We start from the raw sequence: 24165 nt of genomic DNA, 5'->3' as shown, positions 1-24165 counted from the left end.
ACCGGCCTTCGATCATCCAAACGTCCGAAAAGCAGGTCCGTCCCTGTTGCGGATCATTCTCAGGTCAGACTGATCTGCATCAGCGGAACCCAGGTCGATTGCCATGCCGTTCCCTCATTGTCGGACGGGGTGGGGAGGCAGTGTGGATCTTCGAGCAGCTTCAAGCGGCAGTCCGCTCCACCAGCGTGGCATTATCGTCGTGACAACGGCCAATGGCAGCGGCCAGCCTTTCCCCGACCACTTCGCCCATGTCGTGCGCGCTTGTTATGCCCTGGATGAAAGGGTGGCGGCCCATGAGGAAGGGCAGGCTGAGACAGAAGACCTGGTCCTCGGGAATGTCTTCGGAAATCGGATGAAACGCATCGTCTATGACGATGCCGCGCGACGGACTGTCGCCATTCGCCGGATTGACGTCGCGGATCACGCCCTGGCGGCGGAGTGAAGGGAAGGGAAAATCCTTGGCGCGGAGCGCGCGCTGGCCCATGGCCTCGATGAACACGGGATAGTGCGTGCGTTCGCCGTCCTTTATGAGGGTGGCGCCGCCTTCGAGGGTGTGGCTGTCCACGCGGTACTGCTCGCCCACCGCGATCACGTCCAGTTTTCCCGCGCGATGCAGCGCCAGCATCCGCTTGACGGATTCGTGAGGCACTGTCGCATAGTCGTCGATGAACACAGGAGCGAGGAATCGAGAGAAGTGTTCGAATTCCTCATCGTTCAGATGTGGGACCAGCGTTTCCAGCACTTCGTGCATGCGCAGGATCGCGTAGCGCCAGGGGACGGTGTAGCGGGCTTCGTAATTGGCCTGGGCCTCGCGAAGGTTGCTTTCCGCCCACGCGAATGTCGGCGTGGCCATCCGCTCGGCGAAATAGCGTTCGGCGAACCCCTCAAGGTCAAGCTGCGCCACTTGCAGTCTCCGCGCATAGTCCGGGTCGGCCTCAGTCAGCTCCTGCCTGAAGAGCATGTAGGCCCGGTTGAGAAGGTCGCCGCCACCGTCCTCCGCCAACCTTGCCATCGCCTCGCGGTTGCAAACGGCCAGCGGCTCGTAGGGAAGGGGGAAATAGAAGTCCGCTTCGGGCAGCAGGCCTTTGCGGGAAATCATGGTGATGGCGAAGGCGTCCGTCCCCGGCAACGGCGTGTAGGACAGCATATCGTCCGCCGCCTCGACGAATTCCCCATGCATCACCGCCAAAGCCACCGCAGCGTCGATAGCGCTGAGCGATGATCCCCGGATACAGACCGGGACGGGTGGGATGCCGGCAAGGGCGGAGGCTGGCCAGGGACTGAGGAAATAGCCTGGGCGAACCTCCGGCTCGGCCGGCCACTGGTGGCCGGTGGCCAGCACGACATGGGTAAAGGCCTGTTCGAATGACGGACCTCGCTTCGGCCTGACCGACAGCGTCATGCCGACGGGGCCGCTTGAGGCGTCGATCACCTTGCAGTTGGTCCGGACAGTGACGTCGATCCCTTTCCTCCTGGCCCGGTCGATGAGCGCGTGGAGCTGATCGACGAAATATTCGCCGAGGGCGAGGCGGGGGTAGAAGGCGCGATCGTCGATCTCGCTTGGTTCTATGCCCAGCCGGACAAGTCTCTCATTGGACTGACGACCGAGCCATTCGACCAGACTTTCGGCGAGCGGCGGGATCTCCACGCTGGATATGTTCGAAAGCATGGCCGGATCGTTCCAGCCCGGTCGATACGGCGTGCCGCGACCGACGCCCGCCTGCTCCTCGAAGATGGTGAGGTTGAAAGGTACGGACGCATGGTCGATAAGCGCATTGAGCGTATAGATCGTCGTCGGGCCGGCTCCGACGAAGGCGATGGTTGGGTTCATGCCTGCATAATGTTCGGCAATGTTGTTCGGTGCCGGGACCGTCACGCAAATCGTGCTGATCCAGGTCAATGTCGATGGGACTTTTCTCGGCCGCCCGTCGTTAAGGGGTGTCGGCGTTGCCCCAGCGCCGTCCTTAATGACAGGAATTATCATGTCCGAGAACAGCCACGACATTTCCACCCTCAACGGTCTCATCGCCACCACCCTCGACAGCGTGAAAGGCTATAGTGAAGCCGCCAAGGAGAGCGAGACCGGCCGTTACGGCGCGCTGTTCACTTCGCGCGCAAGCGAGCGCCAGCAAGTCGCGACACGGCTGCAGCAGGAGGTCGCGACGCTGGGTGGCAAGCCCGAAGACGACGGCACCATCGCGGCGGGCGCCCACCGCCTCTTCATCAACCTCAAGGCGGCAGTTACCGGCCATGACGACAAGGCGATCGTCAACGAGGTCGAGGCCGGAGAAGACCATATCAAGGCTAAGTTCGAGGACGCGCTGGCGGATCGGGAACTGTCCCCCGCCGTCCGCTCACTGATCGAGACCGCCTATGCATCGGTCAAGGAAGGCCATGACGAAATGCGCGACCTGAAGCACGCGCTGCGGGATTGAAGAGGGTGGCGGGGGAAGCCCCCGCCCCCATCTATGGAGCAAGACAGCTATGGTTGAATGACGCTGGCTGTGATAGCCCTGCCTCCCTTGCGTACCGTGCTTATTGCGGGCTTCACCGCTTCCGAGTGTACGCCAATCCATATGATCAAGTCTCTTTCCCTGCTGCTGCGTCGTTCGTTTTGAACCCCTTGGGGTATCCGCCACGGTGGCGAAGCGGCTCAACGCTCGTTCGGCGGGCACAGGATTGCGCGCTATGCTGTTCGCGCATGGCTTCATCTGCATGAGTTTTTAATGAGAATCGTTGCATCACATACTCCAAGCGCTTATCTGGGGCGCAGGAGATATGACATGTCGGCTCTCAGCGAACTCAAGCGCCACCTGCGCCCCGGACAGGTTTACCGTCGCAAGAATCTCGCGCGCTGGTCCAACGCGGTCGATCGTCATGTCCGGCAACTAGTGGAGGAGGGGCGCCTCGAAAAGGTTTCGGCAGGTGTCTATATGGCGCCGCGTCAAACCAGGTTCGGGGCGGCGCCGGCCAAGCCCGAAAAGCTCGTCGAGACATTCCTCGGCGACGACCGTTTTCTGATGGTCTCGCCAAATGCGTTCAACGGGCTCGGGGTCGGTACGACGCAGCTTTACAACGAGCCGGTCGTCTACAACCGCAAGCGGCACGGGAAGTTCACGCTCGACGGGCGCGTCTATGATTTCCGGATGCGGCCGTCTGTACCCAAGCGGCTGTCCAAGGAAGTCCTGCTGGTCGATCTGCTGCACAATCTCGACCGGCTGCCGGAAGACAAATCGGCAGTGCTTCCGCGCGCCCTCGAGCGGGCGAAAGAAATGGACCGTTCGCGTCTCGCCAAGGCCGTCCAGGACTTTGGCTCGGCGCGGGCTGAGCGCTTGCTCGCGCCTGTTCTTGAACAGGCCTGACAGCGCACGAAATGTTGCTGCACGATCATACAGATTTCGACGATCTCCTGGCGGTCGTCTCGCGCGAGCAAGCGATCGATCCGGGACTGGTCGAGAAGGATTATTGGATCATGCACGCCCTCTGGGGCTTGCAGCAGTCGGGTTTTCGCTTTGAGCTCAAAGGCGGAACGTCGCTCTCGAAGGGGCATGGCCTTATCCATCGGTTCTCCGAGGACATCGACATCCTGATTAACCCCGACTTGGACGATCTCCCAATCGGCAAGAACCAGAACAAACCCGCCCATATAGAGGCACGCCGTACATTCTATGATGGCCTGTCGGCCAAGATCACGATCCCCGGCATAACTGAGGTCGAGCGCGACGAAGCATTCGATGATCAGCGCCTGCGCAGCGCGGGCATCCGCCTGCATTATGCCTCCCGCAACCTGTTACCGGAGGGCATCAAGGATGGGATTTTGCTGGAGGCCGGTTTCGATCCGGCTAAGGGCAACAGCAGCGACCGCAAAATGTTGCCGTTTTTGTTGCCCTCGGATCGACCCGGCCTTGCTGGGATAACGACCATGCTGACCTACATCCAGATCAATGCCGCCAAGCCGAGAGCGAAGGCTTGGAACCTTTCCGATTCCCAAGGCCTCTATCTCGTCATCCAGCCCAACGGCTCGAAGCTATGGCGCTTCAACGACCGCTTTCTGGACAAACAGAAGAAGCTTCATCTCGGTGGGTGGTCAACCATCAGCCTCGCGGAGGCGCGTGTCCGGCGCGACGAAGCCAAGAAGAAGATTGCTGAGGGGATTGATCCAGCGCTTGAGAAAAAGCGCGCTAGGATCGCCGCTAAGTACGCCGCTGCCAACACCTTTGAAGCGGTCGCCAAGGAATGGCTCGTCAAATGCGAGCGGGACGGCCTCGCACCGGTGACCGTCGACAAAATCCGCTGGCTGCTCGCCAAGGCGTACCCAGTGATCGGCACCATCCCCCATCGCGCAAATCACACCCCATGAAGCACTCGCCGTCCTGCGCAAGGCCGAAGCCACCGGCGCCTATGAAAGCGCTCGGCGCATGCGGAGCGTCCTGAGCCGCGTCTTTCGCTACGGCGTCGCAACTGTGCGATGCGACGAGGATGTCGCGGCCGATTTGCGCGGGGCAATCGCCGCGCCAAAGGTCAAGCACTTCGCCGCCATCACCAAGCCCTCCGAAGTGGGCGCTCTACTGCGGGCCATCGACGGTTACACCGGGCACAAGGTGACAGTAATGGCCATGCGCCTGTCTCCTCACGTTCTACTGCGCCCTGGCGAGCTCAGGCAGGCAGAATGGTCCGACATCGACTTCGATGAAGCCATCTGGTTCATCCCTGCCGAACGGATGAAGATGCGCCGCCCCACCGCGTGCCACTGTCACGGCAGGTGATCGCGATGTTGAAGGAACTGCACGAGCACACGCATTGGTGGAAGTATCTGTTTCCCTGCCTGGGTAAGCCGCGAAAGGCGATGTCCGAGAATGCGGTGAACCAAGGTCTGCGTCGGCTCGGCTACACCACGAACGAGATGACGGCGCATGGCTTCCGGGCAATGGCCGCCACGCTTCTCAATGAGATGGGCGAATGGAACCCCGACGCGATCGAGCGGCAACTCGCGCACGTCGATACCAACCAGGTGCGAAGGGCCTACGCCCGCGGCGAATATTGGGACGAACGTGTGCAGATGGACGCCTCTAAAAACTGCTGGCACATGAGCCGCTGAGCTGATTCAATCGGCGAAGTGACGGCGGGAGGCAGCGATGGCGCAACCGGGTTTCTTCGATGTTGATGAGTGGCTTGCGGCGTTGTCGGCAGCGGGAGATCCACTGGTTCGGCTAAGCACGGTGGTGGACTTTGAGCTGTTCCGGGATGTCCTCGACAAAGCGTTGAACCGGTCGGATCGGAGCCAGGGCGGACGACCCCCTTATGACGCCGTGCTGATGTTCAAGGTGTTGGTGTTGCAGGCGCTGTACAGCCTGTCGGACGACGCAGTGGAGTTCCAGATCCGCGACCGGCTGTCGTTAATGCGCTTTTTGGGGCTGGGGCTCGGCGACAAGGTGCCGGATGCCAAAACGGTCTGGCTGTTCCGCGAGCAACTCGTGCAGGCCAAGGCGATAGAGCCTTTGTTCGCCCGCTTCGATGAAGCACTACATGCTGCGGGCTATCTGGCGATGGGAGGGCAGATCATCGATGCGACGGTGGTTGCAGCCCCGCGCCAGAAACTCAATGATGACGAGAAGGCAACGATCAGGGGCGGCGGTACACCGCCGGACTGGTCGAAGGCGAAGCACCGCCAGAAGGACACCGACGCGCGCTGGACGATCAAGCGTGGCCGCCGCAAGCATAGCGAGACGAGTGAGATGAAGGCGGCCGGTGTCGAGATCGCGGTGCCGATCTTCGGCTACAAGAACCATGCCGGCATTGATCGCCGCTTCGGCTTCATCCGACGATGGTGCGCGACCAGCGCCGCCGCGCACGACAGCCGGCCGTTCGAGGGCCTGCTTGATCCGAAGAACACCGATGCTCGGGTATGGGCGGACACAGCGTATCGATCGAAGCGCAACGAGGCCGCGATGCGCAAACGTCGCCTCATCTCACGGGTTCATTTCCGCAAGCCCAAGGGCAAGCCGTTGCCGCCGCACCATGCTCGTGCCAATGCGGCGAGATCACCAGTGCGCTCGGCGATCGAGCACGTGTTCGCCGGGCAAAAGCACCGGATGAAGCTGTTCGTCCGCACCATCGGCATCGCGCGGGCCACAATGAAAATCGGCATGGCCAACCTGGCCTACAACTTCCAGCGCCTCGCCTGGCTCGATGCCCGAAGTGCGCCTGGATGAGGAAATTCGGGGCCGATCAGACCCCAAGTCCGACCCACCACTGATCGAAATCGCCTCGAACAACTCGGTATCTGCGAAACGGGCGCTCAATGTTTCCTACACGCCGCCTCACAACCCGGTTCTTCGAGGTGTTCAGATGATGCAGCGCTGGTCGGACTATCTCGACGAACTGCGCGACGGCGGCAAAATTCTCCGGCCCAGCTTCCCGGCGGCACGACGCGCATCCTGACCACACACCTCCACGCGCTGGCGGTCGCTGCCCGCCAGCGCGTTCTTGGCCCGCATTGAGGCTTACGGCTGACTGTGGGACATTCCCGCCGTTGCCTCGCGACTTGGTGAACGGCAGGATCAGCCAGCAGCAGACAGCCAGCGTCTGCCCGAACGAGCACGCAGAACGACAGAGACTGGCCGCCGGTTGTCATATATAGCGGTTTGCAGCTAGGCGGTCTAAATGATAAACTCGGCTTATTAGACGGATCATGATGATCGGCCGTTTGAATATATCAATTTGTCTCTGGTGATCTGGATAGTCCTCAGTAAGCCATCTTCTCTTCCAAATGCCGCTCGATGTCGGCACGATCGATCCAGAGACTACGGAATTTCTTGTCAGCCAACAGCTGGAGCTGATCGCTATTGTGCTTCGATCCGGGCTGGCTGCTGTTACCATAGCTCATGAGGCCTACGGCCTTCAACGGCGTACCAAACTCCACCATGGATACCCAGGTTTCACCATGGACTGGCGTACGCTCGCCATTTTTCATGGGGCCCCAGGTGATGGTGCGAAAGACGCCGGTATTGCCGAAGCCGCCATTGGCCGGCACGCTCACATCGCCGATGTGGAAGCGGGACACATCGCCATAGGGGCGGTCGATCGCGCCATAAAGCTGTTTGGTCTTGGCGACCGCCTGCTTCAACATCGCGACCGCTGCGGCAGGGTCTTTGAGACCGCGAGGCGTTTCAAGCGGATCATCGAGCGTCCATTTGACGGCATAGTTGGACTGATCGGTGAAATTTCGCGGCGCGAAGATGCCGGCCCAGGTTTCGAACAGCAGGGCCGCCCTGCTATCGGGTTCGAAGCGATGATCCCAGTCCTTCAGCATGGCCGTCGCCGCCTGAACATCGGCGTCATTCGAGCCGGCGGCTGCCGCTAGCAGATCGGGCAGCATCCGCTCCGCCATCAGCGACGTCGTCGTCAGCTTGCGTGACACGAAATCGTCGAAGCTGATCTTGGGCGTTTTCGTCATGAGCTTTACCGACATCTGCGCGCGCTGGCTCATCGGGCCGACGGGCGCAACATAGGCAGGGAAAGCCCTGGGATCGAGCGCGCGCGGCCAGGTCGCCAGCCACGGCGGATCATTGGCGTTCTGCACGAAGCCGGTGGCGGGATCGAACAGCTTGGGCATGTCGTCATAGCTGTGGACATCCTTCCACAGCGTCGCCGACGTGTCGCCGGGCACGGGGGCGGACCAGTATTTGAGGTCGCCGCTCGCGTGTTTGGGGAGCAGACCATTGTCGAGGTAGAGGATATGGCCCGCGCGATCGGCGTAGATAATGTTGAACATCACGACCTGCATCCTGCGCAGCGCCTTTTCGAACGTCGCCCAGTCGCGCGCCTTGCCCATGTCGAGATATTGTTCCAGCACGCCGGACCGGTCGAGGCCCGCGACCTTGAGCGCGATCACCGTCTTGCCGTCGGGCAGCGTGAAGATGGGTCCGTGAACCGTGCTTTTCTGTTCGAAGCTGACGGTCTTCAGCGTTCCGTCCGCTTGCTTAACCTTGTAGCTTTTGGTCTCGGACTTGAACGGCAACACCTTGCCATCGAAGCGATAGCCGTTGCCCTCCAGGGTCAGCTGATAGCTAGTGAAACCCTGCATCGTGTTGACGGTGTTCGTGAAACCCAGGTCGTTGTTGAAGCCGAAGCGCAGCACCGGCAATCCCACCTGTGTCGCACCATAGATAGCGAGGCCGGGCGCGGTGATCTGCGCCTCATAATAAGTGAGCTGGCTGGGCGCCCAGGGCAGATGCGGATTGGCGAGCAGCATCGCCTTGCCGCTGGCCGAACGCGACGGCGCCACCGCCCAGGCATTGGAGCCGCCCGCTTCGTTGATCGAGGGGTCGGCCAGCACCTTTCGATCGGACGCGATATAGCCGAAATTCATCAACCGCTGCGCGTGGGCGATGATATCGACTCCCTTGAGCGGCAGAACGACCTTGACCTCGGCCGCGATCCTGTCGGGGTGGGCGGCGGCATAGGCGTTGATCCCGGCGGCGAAAGCTTCCAGATTCTTCTGCATCTGCGGCGTCTGCTGCCTGAACCACTGGACCGAACGGGCCGGCACGTCATTGGCGACCAGCCATTTGTCCTGGCTTTCATATTTCTCGCCCCAATATTCGGCGGCGCGGGCGCGGCTTTCACCATACATGCGCAGAAGCAGATTGCCGTGGCTTTGCGCCTGCGCGTAGCCGAAACCGTAAAAGCCGCCTTCTTCGGTCTTCGCATAGATGTGCGGTACGCCGAAGCTGTCCCACAATATCTCTCCGGCGCCCCATTTGGCCGAAGGCGCGGCGACCGACGCGGTCATTGCGGTGGAGGCGGCCAGGGCCGCGAGCCAGATCGTCATGGGACGCATAGCGATGGTATCTCCGGTCAGGTCATGTCCGCGCCGCCCCGATGCGGACGGCGCGGATCGTCGCATGGATCAGAAGGTCAGCCCAACGCGGGCATAATAGAAGCCGCCGGTGAAGCCGATCGGGGACGTACCGACATAGAGGCCCTGGCCCAGCGTCGCGCTCACATCGCTTCTTGGGTTCTTGTCGGGATAGACGTTGAAGATATTGTTGGCGCCGACCGCCACGTTGACGAGCGGCGTCACCTGCCAGCCGGCTTCCAGGTCGGTGATCCACTTGGCGCCGTAGCTGCGATCGTTGGGATAGGTCGTCACGCCGTTGGCGGTGACGCCATTCTGGTAGAGTTTGAAGCTGCCGAAGCGGGTCAGGCGGGTCGATAGTGTGAAGTCGCCCATTGTGGCCAGATTGCTGATCGACAGCTTAGTGCGCGGCAGGTTGTTGGTCATGTTGCTGCGCCGGGCGCGGTCGAACAGCACATAATCCGGGCCGAGCGCGGCCAGTTCCGGCGGATTGTCGATGATGTGGGTGATCTTGGTTTTGTTATAGTTGAAGCCCAGGTTCCACTGCATGTGCATGGTGTCGAGAAGGTCGTGCTTGTAGGACGCGACGACATCGATGCCGCGTGTGCGGGTGTCTATCGCGTTGGTGTAATATTGCGCGGTGAGCGTCCGCGCTTCCGCCGCTGGGACGCCGCTCGCGATCAGAATGTTGGAAATCGCCGTACCGGTCAGCGTGCTGGTGATGGTGATGCGATCATCGACATCGATCTGATAGGCGTCGATGGTAAGGTTGAAATTGGGCAGCGGGGTCAGCACCACACCGGCTGAGACGTTGAACGACTTCTCCGGCTGGAGCGGCTTGGCGCCCAGCGCGACGGCGGCGGGATCGTCCACCGCCAGCGTCTTGATCTGCAGCAGTTGGTTGGGGATGCCGTTGACGGTCCGGAACTGGTTGGTTGTCTGGGTATAGATTTGCTGGGCGACGGCAGGAGCGCGGAAGCCGGTGTTGGCGGCGGCGCGGAAGGCGATCCAGTCGGTTGCGGCATAGCGACCATTGACCTTCCAGATGAGCGTATCGCCGCTGCCGTCATTATAATGTTCGAAGCGGGTGGCCGCGCCGATGGTGATATCCTTGCTGGGGTCCCAGGCTACGTCAGCATAGAGCGCGTAGTTGTCACGGGACATGTAGGCGGCGTCAGCCGGCTGGAAGCCGGCGGAGCTTTGTGCGCCCGGCGTCATGCCCGAAATGATCGCCGGTCCTACGGCGTAGCTGGCGGGGTCTCCGGCGAAGGTCTGATAGCGCTCATGCCGATGCTGCGCGCCTGCCGACACCTGAAGATTGCCGCCGCCCACGTCATAGCCGCGGGTAACGTCGAGCGAGGTGACGAACTCGGAGGATTTCAGCGTACCGATATAGAAGTCGGTCGGGCTGAGAAGGCCCAGTGAAGGATTGACCGTTCCTTCCGAGGACTGGCGCGCGCGATTGCGGCCATAGCCGGTCGAAAGATCCCAATCCCACCCCGATATCTCGCCCTTGGCCCCGACCGTGAATTCGAAATCCTCCTCGTCAATCATGACGTGAGGGCGATAGCCGTTGGGGAAAATCCCCATGACATTGTTGATGTCCTTGGGATAGCGATAGCTATACCACAGGTCCGAGCGCCGCTGGCTGTACGTGCCGAAGGCGTAGAGCTGCACCCCGCCCAGATCATATCCGGCATTGAGCGCAGTGTTGATGCTGCGCGAGGGCATGACGCCATAGCTGATGGTGACGATCCGTTCGGTGCCCACGGCCGCGGCGTCGCGGGGATCGAGTTGTCCATTGACCAGGGGATAAAGGCAGGTGGTGGTTGCCATGACCGAACAGTCCGCGATCGGCAGCGCTCGGTTTGACATTTCCTGCTTCTTGAGGTTGACCGAGAAATTCGCGAAGCCGTTGTCGCCCAGCTTCGTCCCGAAATTGAGGTCGGCCTGATATAGCTCACCGTCTGATCGATCGAAATTCTGACCCGCAGTGAAATTCGCCGATCCGCCCTTCGTCTCGTCCTTGAGGATGATGTTGATAACGCCCGCGATGGCGTCCGAACCATATTGCGCGGCCGCGCCATCTCGTAGGACTTCGATATGATCGACGGCCGAGGTCGGGATCATGTCGAGGTCCGCCGGAACCGACCCGTTGTAGAGCGTCGATACGGCGTTGATGAGCGACGTCTTGTGTCGCCGCTTCCCGTTGACGAGAATCAACGCCTGATCGGGATTAAGCCCCCGCAGGCCACCCGTCGCAATGACTGTGGACGTCGCGCCGCCTGCCCGCACCGGCAGGTTGAAGGACGGCACGAGCGTGTTGAGCGCCTGGAAGACGCCCGCTTTGCCGGTGCGGTTCAGATCCGCGCCGGAGATCACGTCGATGGGGGTCGGGCTATCGGTGATCGTGCGCGCCTGGCCGCGCGATCCTGTCACGACGATCGTCTCGCCGGCATCGCCCTCGGTCTCAACGGCCGCCGCCTGCGGCAGGGCAGCGGCCTGCATGGCGAAGGGCAGCGCGGTAACGCCAAGGCTGGCGACCTCGACCGCACGGCTCTTCTGGGCCTGATGGCTGAGGGACAGCGCGATGACGCTGCTGTTGGACAGCGTGATCTTGAGGCCCGATCCCGCGATCAGGCGCTGAAGGGCCACGTCGGGCGCCATCTTGCCGTTCACCGACTGGGCATGAAGGCCCGCGACCTGGTCGTACGGGAAAAGAAGCTGGATGCCCGACTGCTTGGCGAAGATCGGCAAGGCCGTCTTCATCGGCTGGGCGGGAATCTTGAAATTGGTCGGCTCGGCCGCCAGGGCCACCGGCGCGCTCAATGCTGCTGCCATGACCATGGCGCACACAGACATATTCCCAAAATTACGTGACATCATATCCCCCGTGAGATGATTGGGCCGTAAAATATCTGGTCGTCAGTGGTGGATACGAAGCGCGTTCCCGTTTCTGGTATCGACACTCAAAAATATCTCATTTTTGTGACGGAGGGGCATTGGGTATCGGTCGGCTCGCGCCTGGACGATGATCGGACCGGGCGTCGAAAAGGCAAAGCGAAGTGCGCAGGGGGACGGGTTTGGACGGACACTTGATCAGGGCCAGGCTGGATTGGTTCAAGGAGGCCGTTCTGCCCCATGAAGGCGCGCTGCGTTCGCGGTTGCGGCGCATTCTGTCCCAGCGGCACGACATTGACGACATCGTCGCGGAATGCATGACGCGCGCCTATGCCCATGGCGACATCAGCCGTCCGCAGAGCGGCAAGGCCTTTTTGTTCCAGATCGCGCGAAACCTGCTGATTGACGAGGCCCGTCGCGAAAAGATCGTGTCGCTCGAACTGGTCGCCGAACTTGACGTGCTTCAGGCGGACAATTCGACCGAAGATGCCTTGCACGCGCGGGACGAACTGCGCCATCTTCAGGCGATATTGGACACGCTTCCGCCGCAGTGTCGCAAGGCCTTCATCCTTCGTCGCGTGCATGAAAAGCCCGTGAAGGAGATAGCAGAGGAGATGGGCTTGTCCGTCTTTACCGTGGACAAGCATTTGACGCGCGCGGCTGTAAAGATAATGCAAGCCATCGGACAGTTTGAGGGTTCTGGATTTGGATGGTCGCTACAAAAGCGCAGAAGAGATGCAGGCGATCGAGGCCGAAGCGGCTCGTCTGTATCTTAATGCGCGGGCTAGCGACGCCCCGGAGGACTGGCATGTCGCCTATGACTGGATCGCCCTGGACCCTGCCCATGGCTTTGCCTTTGCCAAGGCGGAGGCAGGGTGGGAACTGTCGGAGCGGCTGACCGAACTCCCTGCCGGTCGGGATGATCGACCGGAGCCATCTGCAAATGTCCCGACCGAAGCGGTCGCATGGGTCGAGCCGAACGAAGGGACAAAGGCCCATCGCCTGGGTCGCCGGGATCTGCTACTCGGTCTTGCGGCCGCAGCGGCGGTCGCCGGTATTACATCGACCGTAGCCTTGCGCCTTGCAGGCTCCGTCGATCATTATAGAACGGCCCTGGGCGAAACGCGCACCGTGCGGCTGGCGGATGGATCGCGCGTCCATCTCAACACCGACAGTTCGATCGAGGTGTCGCTTCGCGACGATATCCGATCGATCAAACTGTTGAAGGGCGAAGCGCAATTTGATGTCGCCCATGACGCAAAGCGGCCCTTCATCGTTAACGCGGACGGCACGTTGGTGCGGGCCGTTGGCACCATGTTCAACGTGCGCCTGCGCGCAGATGTCACGGAACTGACGGTCATCGAGGGGATCGTCGCGGTCCGCAACGGCGACTCCGCCGTGCGTCGGATCGAAAGCGGTCGAAGCGCCGCCGTCCGCAGCGGCAGCATCGCCGTCACGCATCTCGATCCGGCCAAGATCAAGCAGCGCGTCGCCTGGCAGGAGGGCATGGTGGAGTTTCAGGGCGATACGCTGGCGCAAGCGGTGGAGGAGTTCAACCGCTACCGTCAGACCCCGCTCGTCATCGGCGATCCCGCCATCGCCAGCCTCAGGGTCGGCGGCGCCTTTCGGCTCGATCGGTCGCAGGACTTTGTTGATGCGCTGGAAAGCGGTTTCGGCGTTCGGGCGGTGTCCGGCAGCGATAATTCGATCATCCTCGTTTCTTCGGACGGCAGTTAGCAGAAAGCTGTTGGATCATCCGTATCAACGGGGATGGATCATGTTACGTCTTTCGCCTCGGTAGGAATTTCCCGTCAGGATCGCCTGAAATCCATCCTTGGGGGTTCGATCGGTAATCTGATCGAATGGTATGACTGGTATGTCTATTCCGCCTTCACCCTCTATTTCGCGCCTGTCTTTTTCCCTTCGGACGACAGCACGGCGCAACTGCTGAACGCAGCCGCGATCTTTGCCGTGGGCTTTCTCATGCGGCCGATCGGCGCCTGGATCATGGGCATCTATGCCGATCGCAAGGGGCGCAAGGCGGGACTGACCCTGTCGGTCATGCTGATGGCGGGCGGATCGCTGATGATCGCGGCCATCCCCGGCTATGCCAGCATCGGCGTCGCCGCGCCCGTGCTGCTGTTGCTCGCCCGGCTGATGCAGGGGTTGTCCATCGGCGGCGAATATGGCGCGAGCGCGACCTATCTGTCGGAAATGGCGCAGAAGGACCAGCGCGGCTTCTTTTCCAGCTTCCAATATGTGACGCTGATCGCTGGGCAGCTTCTGGCATTGTGCGTCCTCCTTCTGCTCCAGCTCTTCCTGACCGAGCATCAACTCGAAAGCTGGGGCTGGCGCATACCCTTCGTGATCGGAGGCCTGATGGCGGTAGGTGTCTACCGCCTGCGCAGGGGCCTGAAGGAAACCGAAGCGTTCGAGGAGAGCGCAGCTGTCAGGGAACAGCCCCGGTCGAGCGGCCTCAACCTCATCCGCCGGCATCCGCGTGAAGTGCTGCTTGTCATGGCGCTGACGGCCGGCGGCACCCTCGCCTTCTATGCCTACAGCACCTATATGCAGAAATTCCTGGTCAACAGCGCGGGCTTCGGCCGGCAGACCGCCACCGCGATCATGGCGTCGGCCTTGTTCATCTACATGCTGCTGCAGCCGATGGCGGGGTGGCTGTCCGACCAGATCGGGCGCAAGCCGTTGCTCGTCGCCTTCGGCGTTGCCGGCGTCCTGTTCACCACAGCGATCTTTACGGCGTTGGAAAGCATCACCTCTTCGTTCGGCGCCTTTCTGCTGGTGTTGGCCGGGCTGGTGATCGTCACGGGCTATACCTCGATCAACGCAATTGTGAAGGCGGAGCTTTTCCCGGCCAACATCCGCGCGCTAGGTGTCGCGTTGCCTTACGCGCTCGCCAACACATTGTTCGGCGGTACGGCGGAATATGCCGCGCTCTGGCTCAAGCATATCGGCATGGAGGGCGGCTTCTACTGGTATGTCACCGCCATGATCGGGGTTTCATTGATCATCTATCTGCGGATGCCCGACACCCGCAAGACCAGCCAAATCTGATCAGAGGGGAAGACGTCATGCCTTCATTCAACCGCACGCTCTGCCATATCATGCCGCTGGTCCTGCTGTGTCAGCCAGCGATCGCCCAGGATTCCGCGGCTTCCGCCGAACCGCCATTCACCTCCGTGCAGCGCGATGACTTCGCCATCGCCGGGTCCCTGTCTAATAGTTGGGCGGACTTCGACAATGATGGCGACTTGGACCTTGCCGTGTCGCTCAAGGGCGGCGACATCCGGCTCTATCGCAACGACAAGGGGAAGTTCGTCAATGTCGGCCCGCAGATGGGCCTGCCGACGTCCGGCCCCGAAATGCGTGGCGTTGCCTGGGGGGACTATGATGGCGACGGCTGGATCGACCTGCTGGGTGGCGCCACGATGCCGGGCGACCTCAGCCTGGTCTTTCACAACCAGGGCGGCAAGACATTCACGAACGTCGCGCCGGAACTCGGCCTGACCATTCCCAATCGGTCCGCGCGCCAGACCAGTTGGGTCGATTACGACAATGACGGCGACCTGGACGTCTATGCCGCCAACCGCATTGGCCCCAACAGCCTGTATCGCAACGATCGTGGCAAGTTCGTCCAGGTGTCGGTCGGCACCGGTGTTTCGGACAGCCGCCCGACGGTCGGCGCATGCTGGTTCGACTATGATCGCGACGGCTTCCTCGACGTCTTCCTCGCGAACCAGTCGGGCGCGACGGACGCGTTGTGGCGTAACAATGGCGACGGCACGTTCACCGATGTCGCCCCCGCGCTGGGCATGGACAATCCGGGGCGGTCAAAGGAGGATGGCGGGGTAGGCTGCGCCGTCGGCGACTATGACAATGATGGTTTCCTTGATCTGTTCGTCCCCAATTACGGGGTGAACACCCTCTATCACAATAATGGCGACGGCACCTTCACCAATGTCGCCAAGGAGATGGGCGTCGCCATCGACAATCACGCCGTCGGGGCGGTCTGGGGCGATTATGACAATGACGGCTATCTCGACCTCTTCGTTACCTCCTACCATGGCCCGCGCGATCAGCAGCAGCCCAAGGACAGCCTGTTCCATAATGAGGGCGGAAAGGGCTTCCGGCAGGTGTTGAGTGAAACGTCCAAGCTCAATGTCGGCGACCATGGCGTGCAGTGGGTCGATTATGACCGGGACGGGGCGCTCGATCTTTCGGTGATGCGCGGCTACACCAGCCAGGGCGGCCATTTCCTGTTCCACAACGATCTGGATCGTGCGGCGGCGAAGCGCAGCCTGTCGGTAACTTTGCTCGACGCCAAAGGACGCTTCACGCGCATGGGCGCGGAAGTGCGGCTTTACGACAAGGGCGGCAAGATACTGGCAACGCGCCAGCTTTCGACTGGCGACGGCTATAATTCCGAAAATGCCGCGCCCCTGCATTTCGGGCTCAAATCGCTCGACCCGGTGAAGGTCGAAGTTACCTGGATGACGAAGAAGGGGCGCAAGCTCCAGACGTTGTCCAACGTGAAGCCATCACTCTACGTGCGAAAATCGTTGGTTATCGAGGAGCAGATAGAGCGTTAGGATGGGAGGATCACGCTTGATCTATTTTTTCCTTCTCTTTGCGAAACGACATCGGAAAGCGTAAGGGCAGAGGCAGATAACGAAGCCATCTGTAAATCGTATCAGTGTTAACTGCTGCGGCAAGGTCGCGGGACATTAGCGCATTTCGCGAGCATGAGCGGCAATGGCAGGATTAGGCTAAATCCGACGGTTCAGAATGAACGGTGGAATGACTTGAACTGGTCGGTTCGGGCCACAAGCGGAGGGGGCCAGGCAAGGCCAAATCACTACATCGCGAAATTCGTGATCATGCACTCATTCGCGAAAACTGGCCCGGTGGGCATCCCAAGCGCTTGCGAAAGGCGGTGCTGAATGCGCTGGCCGACTCGTAGCCGATCTCAGCAGCAATCCGATCGAGCGTTTTGACGCCGCTTGCCAACGCATCTTTGGCGAGCGCCATTCTCCAGCGCGCCAGATATTCGATCGGCGCGCATCCGATCGTTTCGCCAAACCGGGCTGAGAATGCCGACCGCGACATGCCGGCGATGCTGGCAAGGCCGGCAACCGTCCAATTGGCACGGACGTCAGAATGGATCGCCTGGATCGCACGCGTGAGGGAGGGATCCTTCATGCCATTGAGCAATCCTGTGGTGACTCCTTGGCCTTCAATGCTGTGCCAGCGAAGCGCCTCTACGAGGAGTGCCTCCAGCATGCGCTGGATGATAAGCTCTTTCCCCGGATAGTCTGTTGCGCACTCCTCGGCCAGCAACTCAATCAAGCGACCAAATCGGGTCGCACGTCCCTGCGACGCGGGAATGTAGATTTGCTTGGGCAGCAAACTGAGCAGCAGCGGCGCGTTGACGCGTTCAAACGTGAAACTGCCCCCCAGAGCAACGAAGTCTGGCTCGCCCTCTTGTTCGCCATGTCGCACCGCTTCATTGTGAGGTGCGACCGGAGCGCAGGACATCCCCTTCTCACTGCCAAGAGAGAAGGCCGGCGTCGTCGGAAGCAGCAGAAAATCACCCCGACCTAGCTGCAGTGGTTCATGGCCATTCAGGGTCAACCATGCTTCGCCAGCGAGGATGATCGAGAAGCCAGGGGCGTCATGCGCCGCATACTCTACGCCCCACCGACCTCTACCCGAGATGGGCTTGGATAGGGCCGCACCGGGGCGAAGCAGGGCAATGACGTCGCTCAATGGGTCCATCTGGACGATCCATAACTAATATTGGACTAGGGATTATATATCGTCCGGTTGACCTCGTCTATCAAATCGTCATTGACCACGCGGAGACAGGCTATGACCAAGACAATTCTCATCACCGGCACCTCTTCCGGCTACGGCAAGGCCATCGCAGAGCACTTCCTGTCCCATGGCTGGAACGTTATCGCCACGATGCGGCGCCCCGACAATGCGTCTTTCAGTGGCGATACCACTCGGCTCCGCGTGCTGCCGCTGGACGTCACCAGCGACACAAGTATCGCTGCGTTGATCGAAGTCGCTGGCCCGATCGACGTGCTCGTTAACAATGCCGGCGTCGGCGCCGTCGGGGCGTTTGAGGTGACTCCGATGTCGCTGGTGCGGCAGCTCATCGAGACCAACACGATCGGCGTAATGGCCATGTGCCAGGCGGTCATACCACAAATGCGCGAGCGTCGTTCGGGCACGATCGTCAACGTCACGTCGAGCGTCACGCTTGGCGCGTTCCCCTTGGCGGCTGCCTACACGGCCAGCAAGCAGGCGATCGAAGGGTTCACGGGCTCGCTCGCACATGAGCTCGCGTATTTTGGTATCCGCACGAAACTGGTCGAACCCGGTTACGCGCCGACCACGAATTTCGGTGCCAATGCGATCATTCCTTTCGATCAGCTCATTCCCGCCGACTACGCCGACTTCGCTGGCCCCATTATCGAGGCGTTCGGAAAGCCCGCGCTGACGACCAAGGAAAGTGACGTGGCTGAGGGCGTCTGGAACGCCATCCATGATACCGGAAACCAGCTCCACTTCCCCGCGGGTCCGGACGCCGTCGCGCTCTCCCGCGCGCGTTGAGGGTAGCCCCGTGCCACCGGCACGGCGTAACGTCAGTCTGACTTGCGCGTCTTCGCTCCATGGGTGCAGAAGGGGCTATTCCAGATGTCGGCCGCGGTTCACGATGAGGGACGATACCCCATGTCGGTTCATGAGAAATCCCAAGGCTACCATTCGGGTGCCCGGGATTATGTCGCCGGCCGGCCAGGATATCCGCCGGAAGCGATCGAGTGGTTGCGCGACGTCCTGGGCGCCGCTCCGGGCAGGAAGATCGTCGAGATCGGAGCAGGAACCGGCAAGTTCATCCCGACGCTGCAAGAAGTGGGCGGGACCATCATTGCGGTTGAACCGATCACCGAGATGCGGGAGCAACTGGTCCAGTCTTTTCCGGATGTGACAGCTTTGGCCGGGTCGGCTGACGCCATCCCCCTCCCGGACGCCTCGGTAGATGCAGTCGTCTGCGCGCAGGCATTTCACTGGTTTGCGACCGTCGAAGCGGTCGCGGAGATGCGTCGCGTGCTGGTGTCGGGCGGCTCGGTCTCATCTGGAATGGGCGGGACGAGAGCGTTCCGTGGGTTGCTGCGCTCTCCCAGATCACCGATCGCCGTGAAGGCGATACGCCGCGATACCGCACCGGCGCTTGGCGGAATGCGTTCCCCGCTCCGGGCTTCGAGTTCATCGGTGATCGGCACGTGCGCAACCACCATATTGGTTCGGCTGAACAGGTCGTTCTTAAACGCACAATGTCGGTGAGCTTCATCGCCGGTCTGCCCGCGATCGAACGGCATGCGGTCGAGCGGGAAGTACGGGACTTGATTGACGGAACTCCGGAACTGGGCGGAGGCCGGGAGGTCGCCTTCCCTTATGTGACCAGCATGTTCGCTTACCGAGCAATCTGACAGCCGAACGGCGGCTTTCGTCAGATCTGCACGTTTGCGGCGCCGCAGTTGAACGACCTGACTTGGTCGGCAAGTGTCTTACCGTCGCCGCAACTATAGTGGCTGACCAACCCAGACACCGGTAGCCTGCAAGTATATTTTGCAGGTTTCGCTGCCGAGAGTCTATGTGGAAAATCGCATAATATTATATTATGCAGATTAAGGCATAAAGAGAATTTATGCTCAAAACAGCATATTGCGAAATTATGTGATTTGAGACATAGCGCTGGCCAAGGAGATTGGCTTATGGCTCATATTGCGCGATCGCCCAAGCAACTTGGCGCCGCCATCCAGCGTGTGCGCAAGCAGAAAGGCATGAGCCAGACGGAACTGGCCCGCTTGGCAGGCCTGCGGCAGGAACTGGTCTCCAAGATCGAGACCGGACAAGAAGGCACCCGGTTATCCTCGATTTATGCGTTGTTTGCCGCTCTCGGCCTGGAGATGGTCATCGATCAGAGGTCCGGCAAATCGGTGCCTGATATTGAGGACATCTTCTGATGGGCCGGCGCAGAGCGCACCCCCCGCTTAACATATTCATCAACAACCGTTTGGCTGGGCGCCTTCTCAAGCAGGCCAGCGGCGCCATCGAATTTCGCTACGACCAAAGCTGGCTTCCCTGGGAGCACGCATTTCCAATCTCCCTTTCGTTGCCCCTGCGCGAATCGCAATTCACCGGCGAACCGGTGGTCGCCGTCTTCGACAATCTGCTGCCGGATAATGCCGCCGTGCGTCGCCGGGTTCGGGGAGTCATCCGGGGGCTTCCGGCGGCTGATCCAGATCGTCTTCGGCCTGTCGATCGCCTTTGCCGCTTCCAGCTTTTTCCTCAGCTTCTTCAGCTTCGGTGGCGGAGCGCTGATCGCATGACCGGGGGTGGCCAGCATCTGGAGGGATTCGAGGTGCCGGTCCACGGCGCACTCGGAAGCCCCACGCCCAGCAGGGCGAACCATGGAAGACCGAGTTCGGGTTGGTATGCAAGGGATGCCGCCGCCCATTGCGTCGCGGTCCAGATGCCCAGCGATATGATCGCAAGCACAACGACTATCTGTCCGATCAGAAGCTTTGTCGGGGTCATTCAAGCCTCCTGCGGCGGACAAGCTCGTCCGCTGGCCAGGCTCAATTTCGCAGGATGGTGAGCCGTTCGTCAGTCGCGCACTGGTGACGCCGGGTGCATTTTTGGGGACGGGGAAGCGAAGCCTCGTTCAATGACGCGTAGGGCCGCGGCCAGCAGCCTTCCAGCAAAGCGCGTGATCATACGTGTCGATGGGGCTGCGAACCCTGCACAACGAGCCTGCCGCAGAAGCGAAATTTCGCCTTAGGGCTGAATTGTCCAGGACAATCCGGCGCTGGCCTGCGCCATGGCTGTGGCCAGCGCCCTGGCATCCGGCGCGCTGGCACTCAACACGCCCAAATAATCCTTGTTGGAACAGGTTATCACCATGCGCTCGCCGGGAGCGCGCAGTGAGCGATATTCGACCCAAAGATCGTTGCCTTTCCGCAGGAAGCCTTCCGGTGCGGAGATGATCTCTCCGGCACTGTCGGTCGGAAAATAGCGGATTGCAGCCACTCTGTCCGCGAGCGGGAATGTGCCGAGCGGTTCGCCAAGGTGAAGACGAAGGATTTTCTCGAACAATGCGATGTCCAGCGTATGCTCAAGCATGAACTCCATATGGTCGCCGACGGTTCGGTAATTGATCTCGATGATGCGCGGTCCCTGCGGCGTCAGCGCGAATTCGGTGTGGCACGAGCCGAAACCAACGCCGACCGCCCGGATCTGGCATAGTACCGCATTCCTCTGGTCCGCCGTCAGCCAGTTGCCCCAGCGTCCTTCGAGTTCGACGAAGTCGGGGGGCGGGCTGAGCGCCACGTGGAAACCACCCAGAATCGCGATGTCTTTCCCGTCGCCCAGGGTCTCCAAGGTATAGAGTTCGCCAGCCATATAGTCTTCGATCAACACAGCCCGACCGGGCTCGACGCGCCAGACCTCCCGACAATGCGCGATCAGGGCATTCTTGTCTTCGCAGAAGCGGACGAGCTGACTGCCGACCCCCTCGCGGGGTTTCGCCACGGAAGGGAAAGGCACGTCGGGAAGCTCCGCCAGGCCGTTCTCATGAGTGACAACGGCATGCCACAGGGTGTCGACGCCTTGATCCCGCAGATGGCTGCGCATCGCTGCCTTGTTCTTGGTCCGATAGGTGGTTTTCCAGTCCTTGCCGGGCAGGCCGAAATAATCAGCCGCCAGCGCGGTGCTGGTTTGCAGATGGTCGCTGTTCGAGAAGATCGCCGCAGGCCTTTCGGCATGGCTGCTGATTTCGTCGATGATCGCCAGGGGATTGAAAACGTCGCATTCGACGATGCTGTCGGGGCAGGCGGGCCGGTCCGCAGCCTCGAAATGGCGGCGATGGGCTTCAGCCTGATCGGTAAGCAGGATCACCTTCAGGCCAAGGCGTTGCGCTGCCGGGAGAAAACCCTCGTTGACCGCGTCCGTCGGTACATGGGCAAGCAGGATCAAGGTCGGCATTGGGCAAGTCCTTTCATATTCCTGATTTCATGTCCGCCGCTCTCCACGAGCAGAAAAGCTGATGAACGAATTACATCGTATATGCAATTGACTCGCAATAGCGAATCATTTTATGTCCTTGAAGCGCTTCAGAAAAAATGAAGGCGCCTGAATAACGAGCAGCGGTGATATCACCGCGCGCCCATCCGGATTTGGAAGGAGCTGCCATGCAATCTTCAGCAGAACTGTCCGTCGGCAACACGCCGCTCGTCGCCCTTGACCGCATGTTTCCGCCGGATGTGGTTCCGGTATTCGCCAAGCTGGAAATGCTGAATGTCGGCGGTAGTGTGAAGGATCGCACCGCGCATTACATGGTGTCGCAGGCGCTGGCCGCGGGCCGGATCACGTCGGAAAGCCACCTCGTCGAAAGCTCGTCCGGTAACCTTGCCATAGCTCTCGCCATGATCGCCAAGCGCGAGGGAATCCCCTTCACGGCGGTGGTCGATCCCAATCTCGCTCCCGCCAATCGCTGCCTCATCGAGGCGTTCGGCGGACGCATCGACCTCGTGACCGAGAAGGACGAGGCGGGCGGTTATCTCCATACTCGCGTTCGCCGGGTGGATGAATTGGTCCGCACGATTCCCGGCGCCGTCTGGCTGAACCAATATGCCAATCCAGACAACTGGCGAGCCCATTATCACGGCATTGGCGAAGAGATCGTGCAGGAAATACCGGTCGAGCCCACCCATGTGGTCGCTGCCGTCTCAACCTGTGGAACCTTGATGGGACTGGCACGCCGCTTGCGCGAGCGATGGCCGAAAATCGAGGTGGTCGCGGTCGACCTTGAGGGATCCGTGATCTTCGGCGGACAGGGCGGCAACAGGCAGATTCCCGGAATCGGCGCCAGCAGGGTTCCCGAGCAGCTCTCACTGCCCGAAGTGGATGCCGTAATCTACGCGACGGACTGGGAATCCACCCTTGCCTGTCGCCGTCTCGCGGATAGCCAGGGGATATTGGCGGGCGGCTCATCGGGCACGGTGATGGCGGCGATTACCAAGCTGATTCCCAATCTTGGCAAAGGGTCATGCATCGTTACCCTGCTGCCCGACCGTGGCGAACGTTATCTCGATACGGTCTATGATCCCGAATGGCCGAGCCAGGAACGTCGCTTCACCAGGCCGTTCGAAGCGTCCTTCCTCCGTCTTGGCGAACGATCAGCCGTCGCAAGGGCACCCACACGTCGCACCGCGGCGGCCTCCTCATGGATGCCACGGCCTCCTATTCTGGCGGCAGGGGCGACACTATGAACGGCGCTACCTTGCGATATTTGTCCCGGGCGGACATCGCCGCGCTCGGCGGGGAACATTCTGACCTCTATATGCGCGCGGTGGAGGACGGCTTCCGCTCCCATGCCGCAGGTGACTTCGTGCAGCCGCTCAAGCCGTACCTACGCAGCCCCCGCGCGCGGCATATCGCGGATCGCATTATCGCCATGCCTGCCTGGATCGGCGGTGAGCGGCCTGTCGCGGGGCTCAAGTGGATTGGATCCAAGCATGACAATCCGGCAAAAAGGGGCATGGAACGCGCAAGCGCCGTCATAGTCCTCAATGATCCCGAGACCAACTATCCCATGGCGATCATGGAGGGCGGCCTTCTAAGCGCGATGCGAACTGCCGCCGTGACCGGCGTTGCAACGCAGCATCTGGCGCGAAAGGGCTTTGACGAGGCAGCCATTATCGGTTGCGGACCGATCGCGGAACGGCAAGCGCAGATGCTGCTTGAACAGTTCGCTAAGGTCAGAACGCTTCGCCTGTTCGATCTGCGCGAAGAGGCGTCGGAAGCTCTCTCCGCGCGGCTTCGCCAACGTTTCGCGGATCTCCGCGTCATCATCGCCAAGAGCGCGGAGGCGGCGGTTCGCGACTGTCCGGTCGTCATCACCTGTACCGTGACGGACACGCCCTATCTCGCCTTTGACTGGCTGGCCAGGGGTGCGTTTCTTGCCAACGTCTCGATCATGGACGTGGAGCGCGACGTGTTCCTCAAGGTCGACAAGGTCGTCGTCGATGATTGGAACCAGTCGAACCGGGAGAAGAAGATCATCAATCTTCTCGTGGAAGCGGGCGAATTCTCGCGCGAGCGCCTCCATGCCGAGCTTGGCGAGATCATCGTCGGGGACAAGCCGGGCCGCGAAACGGATGATGAAATCATCCTGCTCAATCCGATGGGAATGGCGATCGACGACATCGCCTGCGCGAAAGCGATCCTCCACCGGGCCGAGGACAGGGGCATCGGCACCGTGCTGCCGCTCTTCTAGGATGCCTTCCTGTTCATTCCCCAAACTTTACTAGCATCGA

At 61.0% G+C, this 24165-nt stretch carries 18 protein-coding genes and 4 pseudogenes; 17 read left to right on the top strand and 5 right to left on the bottom strand.

What is annotated here, in order from left to right; genetic code table 11:
- Positions 1 to 160: 160 nt before the first annotated feature.
- Positions 161 to 1876 (bottom strand): FAD/NAD(P)-binding protein, encoded by a 1716-nt coding sequence (locus ACN9MX_RS10255; protein WP_426386885.1) that lies wholly within the window; start codon positions 1874 to 1876, stop codon positions 161 to 163.
- 106 nt (positions 1877 to 1982) lie between these two features.
- Between ACN9MX_RS10255 and ACN9MX_RS10250 the strand changes: the two genes are divergently transcribed.
- The 6 genes and pseudogenes from ACN9MX_RS10250 to ACN9MX_RS10225 all read left to right on the top strand — a co-directional run bounded on the left by ACN9MX_RS10250 (position 1983) and on the right by ACN9MX_RS10225 (position 6441).
- Positions 1983 to 2435: a PA2169 family four-helix-bundle protein gene (locus tag ACN9MX_RS10250; RefSeq protein ID WP_363737704.1), complete on the top strand. Its 453-nt coding sequence runs from the start codon at positions 1983 to 1985 to the stop codon at positions 2433 to 2435.
- A gap of 348 nt (positions 2436 to 2783) precedes the next feature.
- Positions 2784 to 3362: a hypothetical protein gene (locus tag ACN9MX_RS10245; protein ID WP_426386884.1), complete on the top strand. Its 579-nt coding sequence runs from the start codon at positions 2784 to 2786 to the stop codon at positions 3360 to 3362.
- 11 nt (positions 3363 to 3373) lie between these two features.
- Positions 3374 to 3883: pseudogene (locus ACN9MX_RS10240) on the top strand (nucleotidyl transferase AbiEii/AbiGii toxin family protein); the annotation flags it as partial.
- A gap of 39 nt (positions 3884 to 3922) precedes the next feature.
- Positions 3923 to 5098 (top strand): annotated as a pseudogene (locus tag ACN9MX_RS10235) (tyrosine-type recombinase/integrase).
- A gap of 37 nt (positions 5099 to 5135) precedes the next feature.
- Positions 5136 to 6212, top strand: a complete 1077-nt coding sequence (locus tag ACN9MX_RS10230) for an IS5 family transposase (RefSeq protein ID WP_426386883.1) — start codon at positions 5136 to 5138, stop codon at positions 6210 to 6212.
- The gene (locus tag ACN9MX_RS10225; protein ID WP_426386882.1) at positions 6190 to 6441 is read left to right on the top strand and encodes a hypothetical protein; all 252 of its coding nucleotides are present in this window, start codon (positions 6190 to 6192) and stop codon (positions 6439 to 6441) included. The genes ACN9MX_RS10230 and ACN9MX_RS10225 overlap by 23 nt, the downstream gene beginning before the upstream one ends.
- A 304-nt stretch (positions 6442 to 6745) precedes the next feature.
- Here the strand turns inward: ACN9MX_RS10225 and ACN9MX_RS10220 are convergent, their stop codons facing one another.
- Complete coding sequence (locus tag ACN9MX_RS10220; protein ID WP_426386881.1) at positions 6746 to 8833, bottom strand: acylase; 2088 nt, start codon at positions 8831 to 8833, stop codon at positions 6746 to 6748.
- Between the two features lie 78 nt (positions 8834 to 8911).
- Positions 8912 to 11701: a TonB-dependent receptor domain-containing protein gene (locus tag ACN9MX_RS10215; protein WP_426386880.1), complete on the bottom strand. Its 2790-nt coding sequence runs from the start codon at positions 11699 to 11701 to the stop codon at positions 8912 to 8914.
- Positions 11702 to 11943: 242 nt separating this feature from the next.
- Here ACN9MX_RS10215 and ACN9MX_RS10210 point away from each other — a divergent pair, with 242 nt between their 5' ends.
- The 4 genes from ACN9MX_RS10210 to ACN9MX_RS10195 are packed head-to-tail and all read left to right on the top strand — an operon-like array spanning position 11944 to position 16368.
- Entirely contained in the window at positions 11944 to 12537 is a 594-nt protein-coding gene (locus ACN9MX_RS10210; RefSeq protein ID WP_363752206.1) for an RNA polymerase sigma factor, read from the top strand.
- The gene (locus tag ACN9MX_RS10205; RefSeq protein WP_363736239.1) at positions 12497 to 13498 is read left to right on the top strand and encodes a FecR family protein; all 1002 of its coding nucleotides are present in this window, start codon (positions 12497 to 12499) and stop codon (positions 13496 to 13498) included. The genes ACN9MX_RS10210 and ACN9MX_RS10205 overlap by 41 nt, the downstream gene beginning before the upstream one ends.
- Before the next feature lie 33 nt (positions 13499 to 13531).
- Positions 13532 to 14833, top strand: a complete 1302-nt coding sequence (locus ACN9MX_RS10200; RefSeq protein ID WP_426386879.1) for an MFS transporter — start codon at positions 13532 to 13534, stop codon at positions 14831 to 14833.
- Positions 14834 to 14850: 17 nt separating this feature from the next.
- Complete coding sequence (locus ACN9MX_RS10195; RefSeq protein ID WP_426386878.1) at positions 14851 to 16368, top strand: CRTAC1 family protein; 1518 nt, start codon at positions 14851 to 14853, stop codon at positions 16366 to 16368.
- Between the two features lie 286 nt (positions 16369 to 16654).
- On the opposite strand, the gene ACN9MX_RS10190 is transcribed toward ACN9MX_RS10195, so the two are convergent.
- Positions 16655 to 17554, bottom strand: coding sequence for an AraC family transcriptional regulator (locus tag ACN9MX_RS10190; RefSeq protein WP_426386877.1), 900 nt, complete (start codon positions 17552 to 17554; stop codon positions 16655 to 16657).
- Between the two features lie 93 nt (positions 17555 to 17647).
- Between ACN9MX_RS10190 and ACN9MX_RS10185 the strand changes: the two genes are divergently transcribed.
- The 5 genes and pseudogenes from ACN9MX_RS10185 to ACN9MX_RS10165 form a co-directional block, all read left to right on the top strand.
- Entirely contained in the window at positions 17648 to 18397 is a 750-nt protein-coding gene (locus tag ACN9MX_RS10185; RefSeq protein WP_426386876.1) for an SDR family oxidoreductase, read from the top strand.
- 213 nt (positions 18398 to 18610) lie between these two features.
- A complete protein-coding gene (locus ACN9MX_RS10180; RefSeq protein WP_426386874.1) occupies positions 18611 to 19129 on the top strand; it encodes a class I SAM-dependent methyltransferase in 519 nt (172 codons plus the stop codon).
- A 431-nt stretch (positions 19130 to 19560) separates the two neighbouring features.
- Positions 19561 to 19812 carry a helix-turn-helix domain-containing protein gene (locus tag ACN9MX_RS10175; RefSeq protein WP_363737475.1) on the top strand — a complete coding sequence of 84 codons (252 nt, stop codon included), beginning with the start codon at positions 19561 to 19563 and terminating at the stop codon, positions 19810 to 19812.
- Positions 19812 to 19997 (top strand): annotated as a pseudogene (locus ACN9MX_RS10170) (HipA N-terminal domain-containing protein); the annotation flags it as partial. The gene ACN9MX_RS10175 and the pseudogene ACN9MX_RS10170, both read left to right, overlap by 1 nt.
- A gap of 55 nt (positions 19998 to 20052) precedes the next feature.
- Positions 20053 to 20178, top strand: a pseudogene (locus tag ACN9MX_RS10165) (TrbC/VirB2 family protein); the annotation flags it as partial.
- 448 nt (positions 20179 to 20626) lie between these two features.
- On the opposite strand, the gene ACN9MX_RS10160 reads toward ACN9MX_RS10165, so the two are convergent.
- Positions 20627 to 21832: an ATP-grasp domain-containing protein gene (locus ACN9MX_RS10160; protein ID WP_426386872.1), complete on the bottom strand. Its 1206-nt coding sequence runs from the start codon at positions 21830 to 21832 to the stop codon at positions 20627 to 20629.
- A 206-nt stretch (positions 21833 to 22038) separates the two neighbouring features.
- On the opposite strand from ACN9MX_RS10160, the gene sbnA reads away from it, so the two are divergent.
- A complete protein-coding gene (sbnA, locus tag ACN9MX_RS10155) occupies positions 22039 to 23118 on the top strand; it encodes a 2,3-diaminopropionate biosynthesis protein SbnA (RefSeq protein ID WP_426386871.1) in 1080 nt (359 codons plus the stop codon).
- Positions 23115 to 24125, top strand: a complete 1011-nt coding sequence (sbnB, locus tag ACN9MX_RS10150) for a 2,3-diaminopropionate biosynthesis protein SbnB (RefSeq protein WP_426386869.1) — start codon at positions 23115 to 23117, stop codon at positions 24123 to 24125. The genes sbnA and sbnB overlap by 4 nt, the downstream gene beginning before the upstream one ends.
- Positions 24126 to 24165 lie beyond the last annotated feature (40 nt).

Origin of the sequence: Sphingobium sp. R-21, from assembly GCF_049913335.1 — a bacterium.
GTDB lineage: Bacteria > Pseudomonadota > Alphaproteobacteria > Sphingomonadales > Sphingomonadaceae > Sphingobium.
The sequence above is the reverse complement of the archived record's forward strand: the minus strand, read 5'-3'. Positions and strand labels throughout refer to the sequence as shown.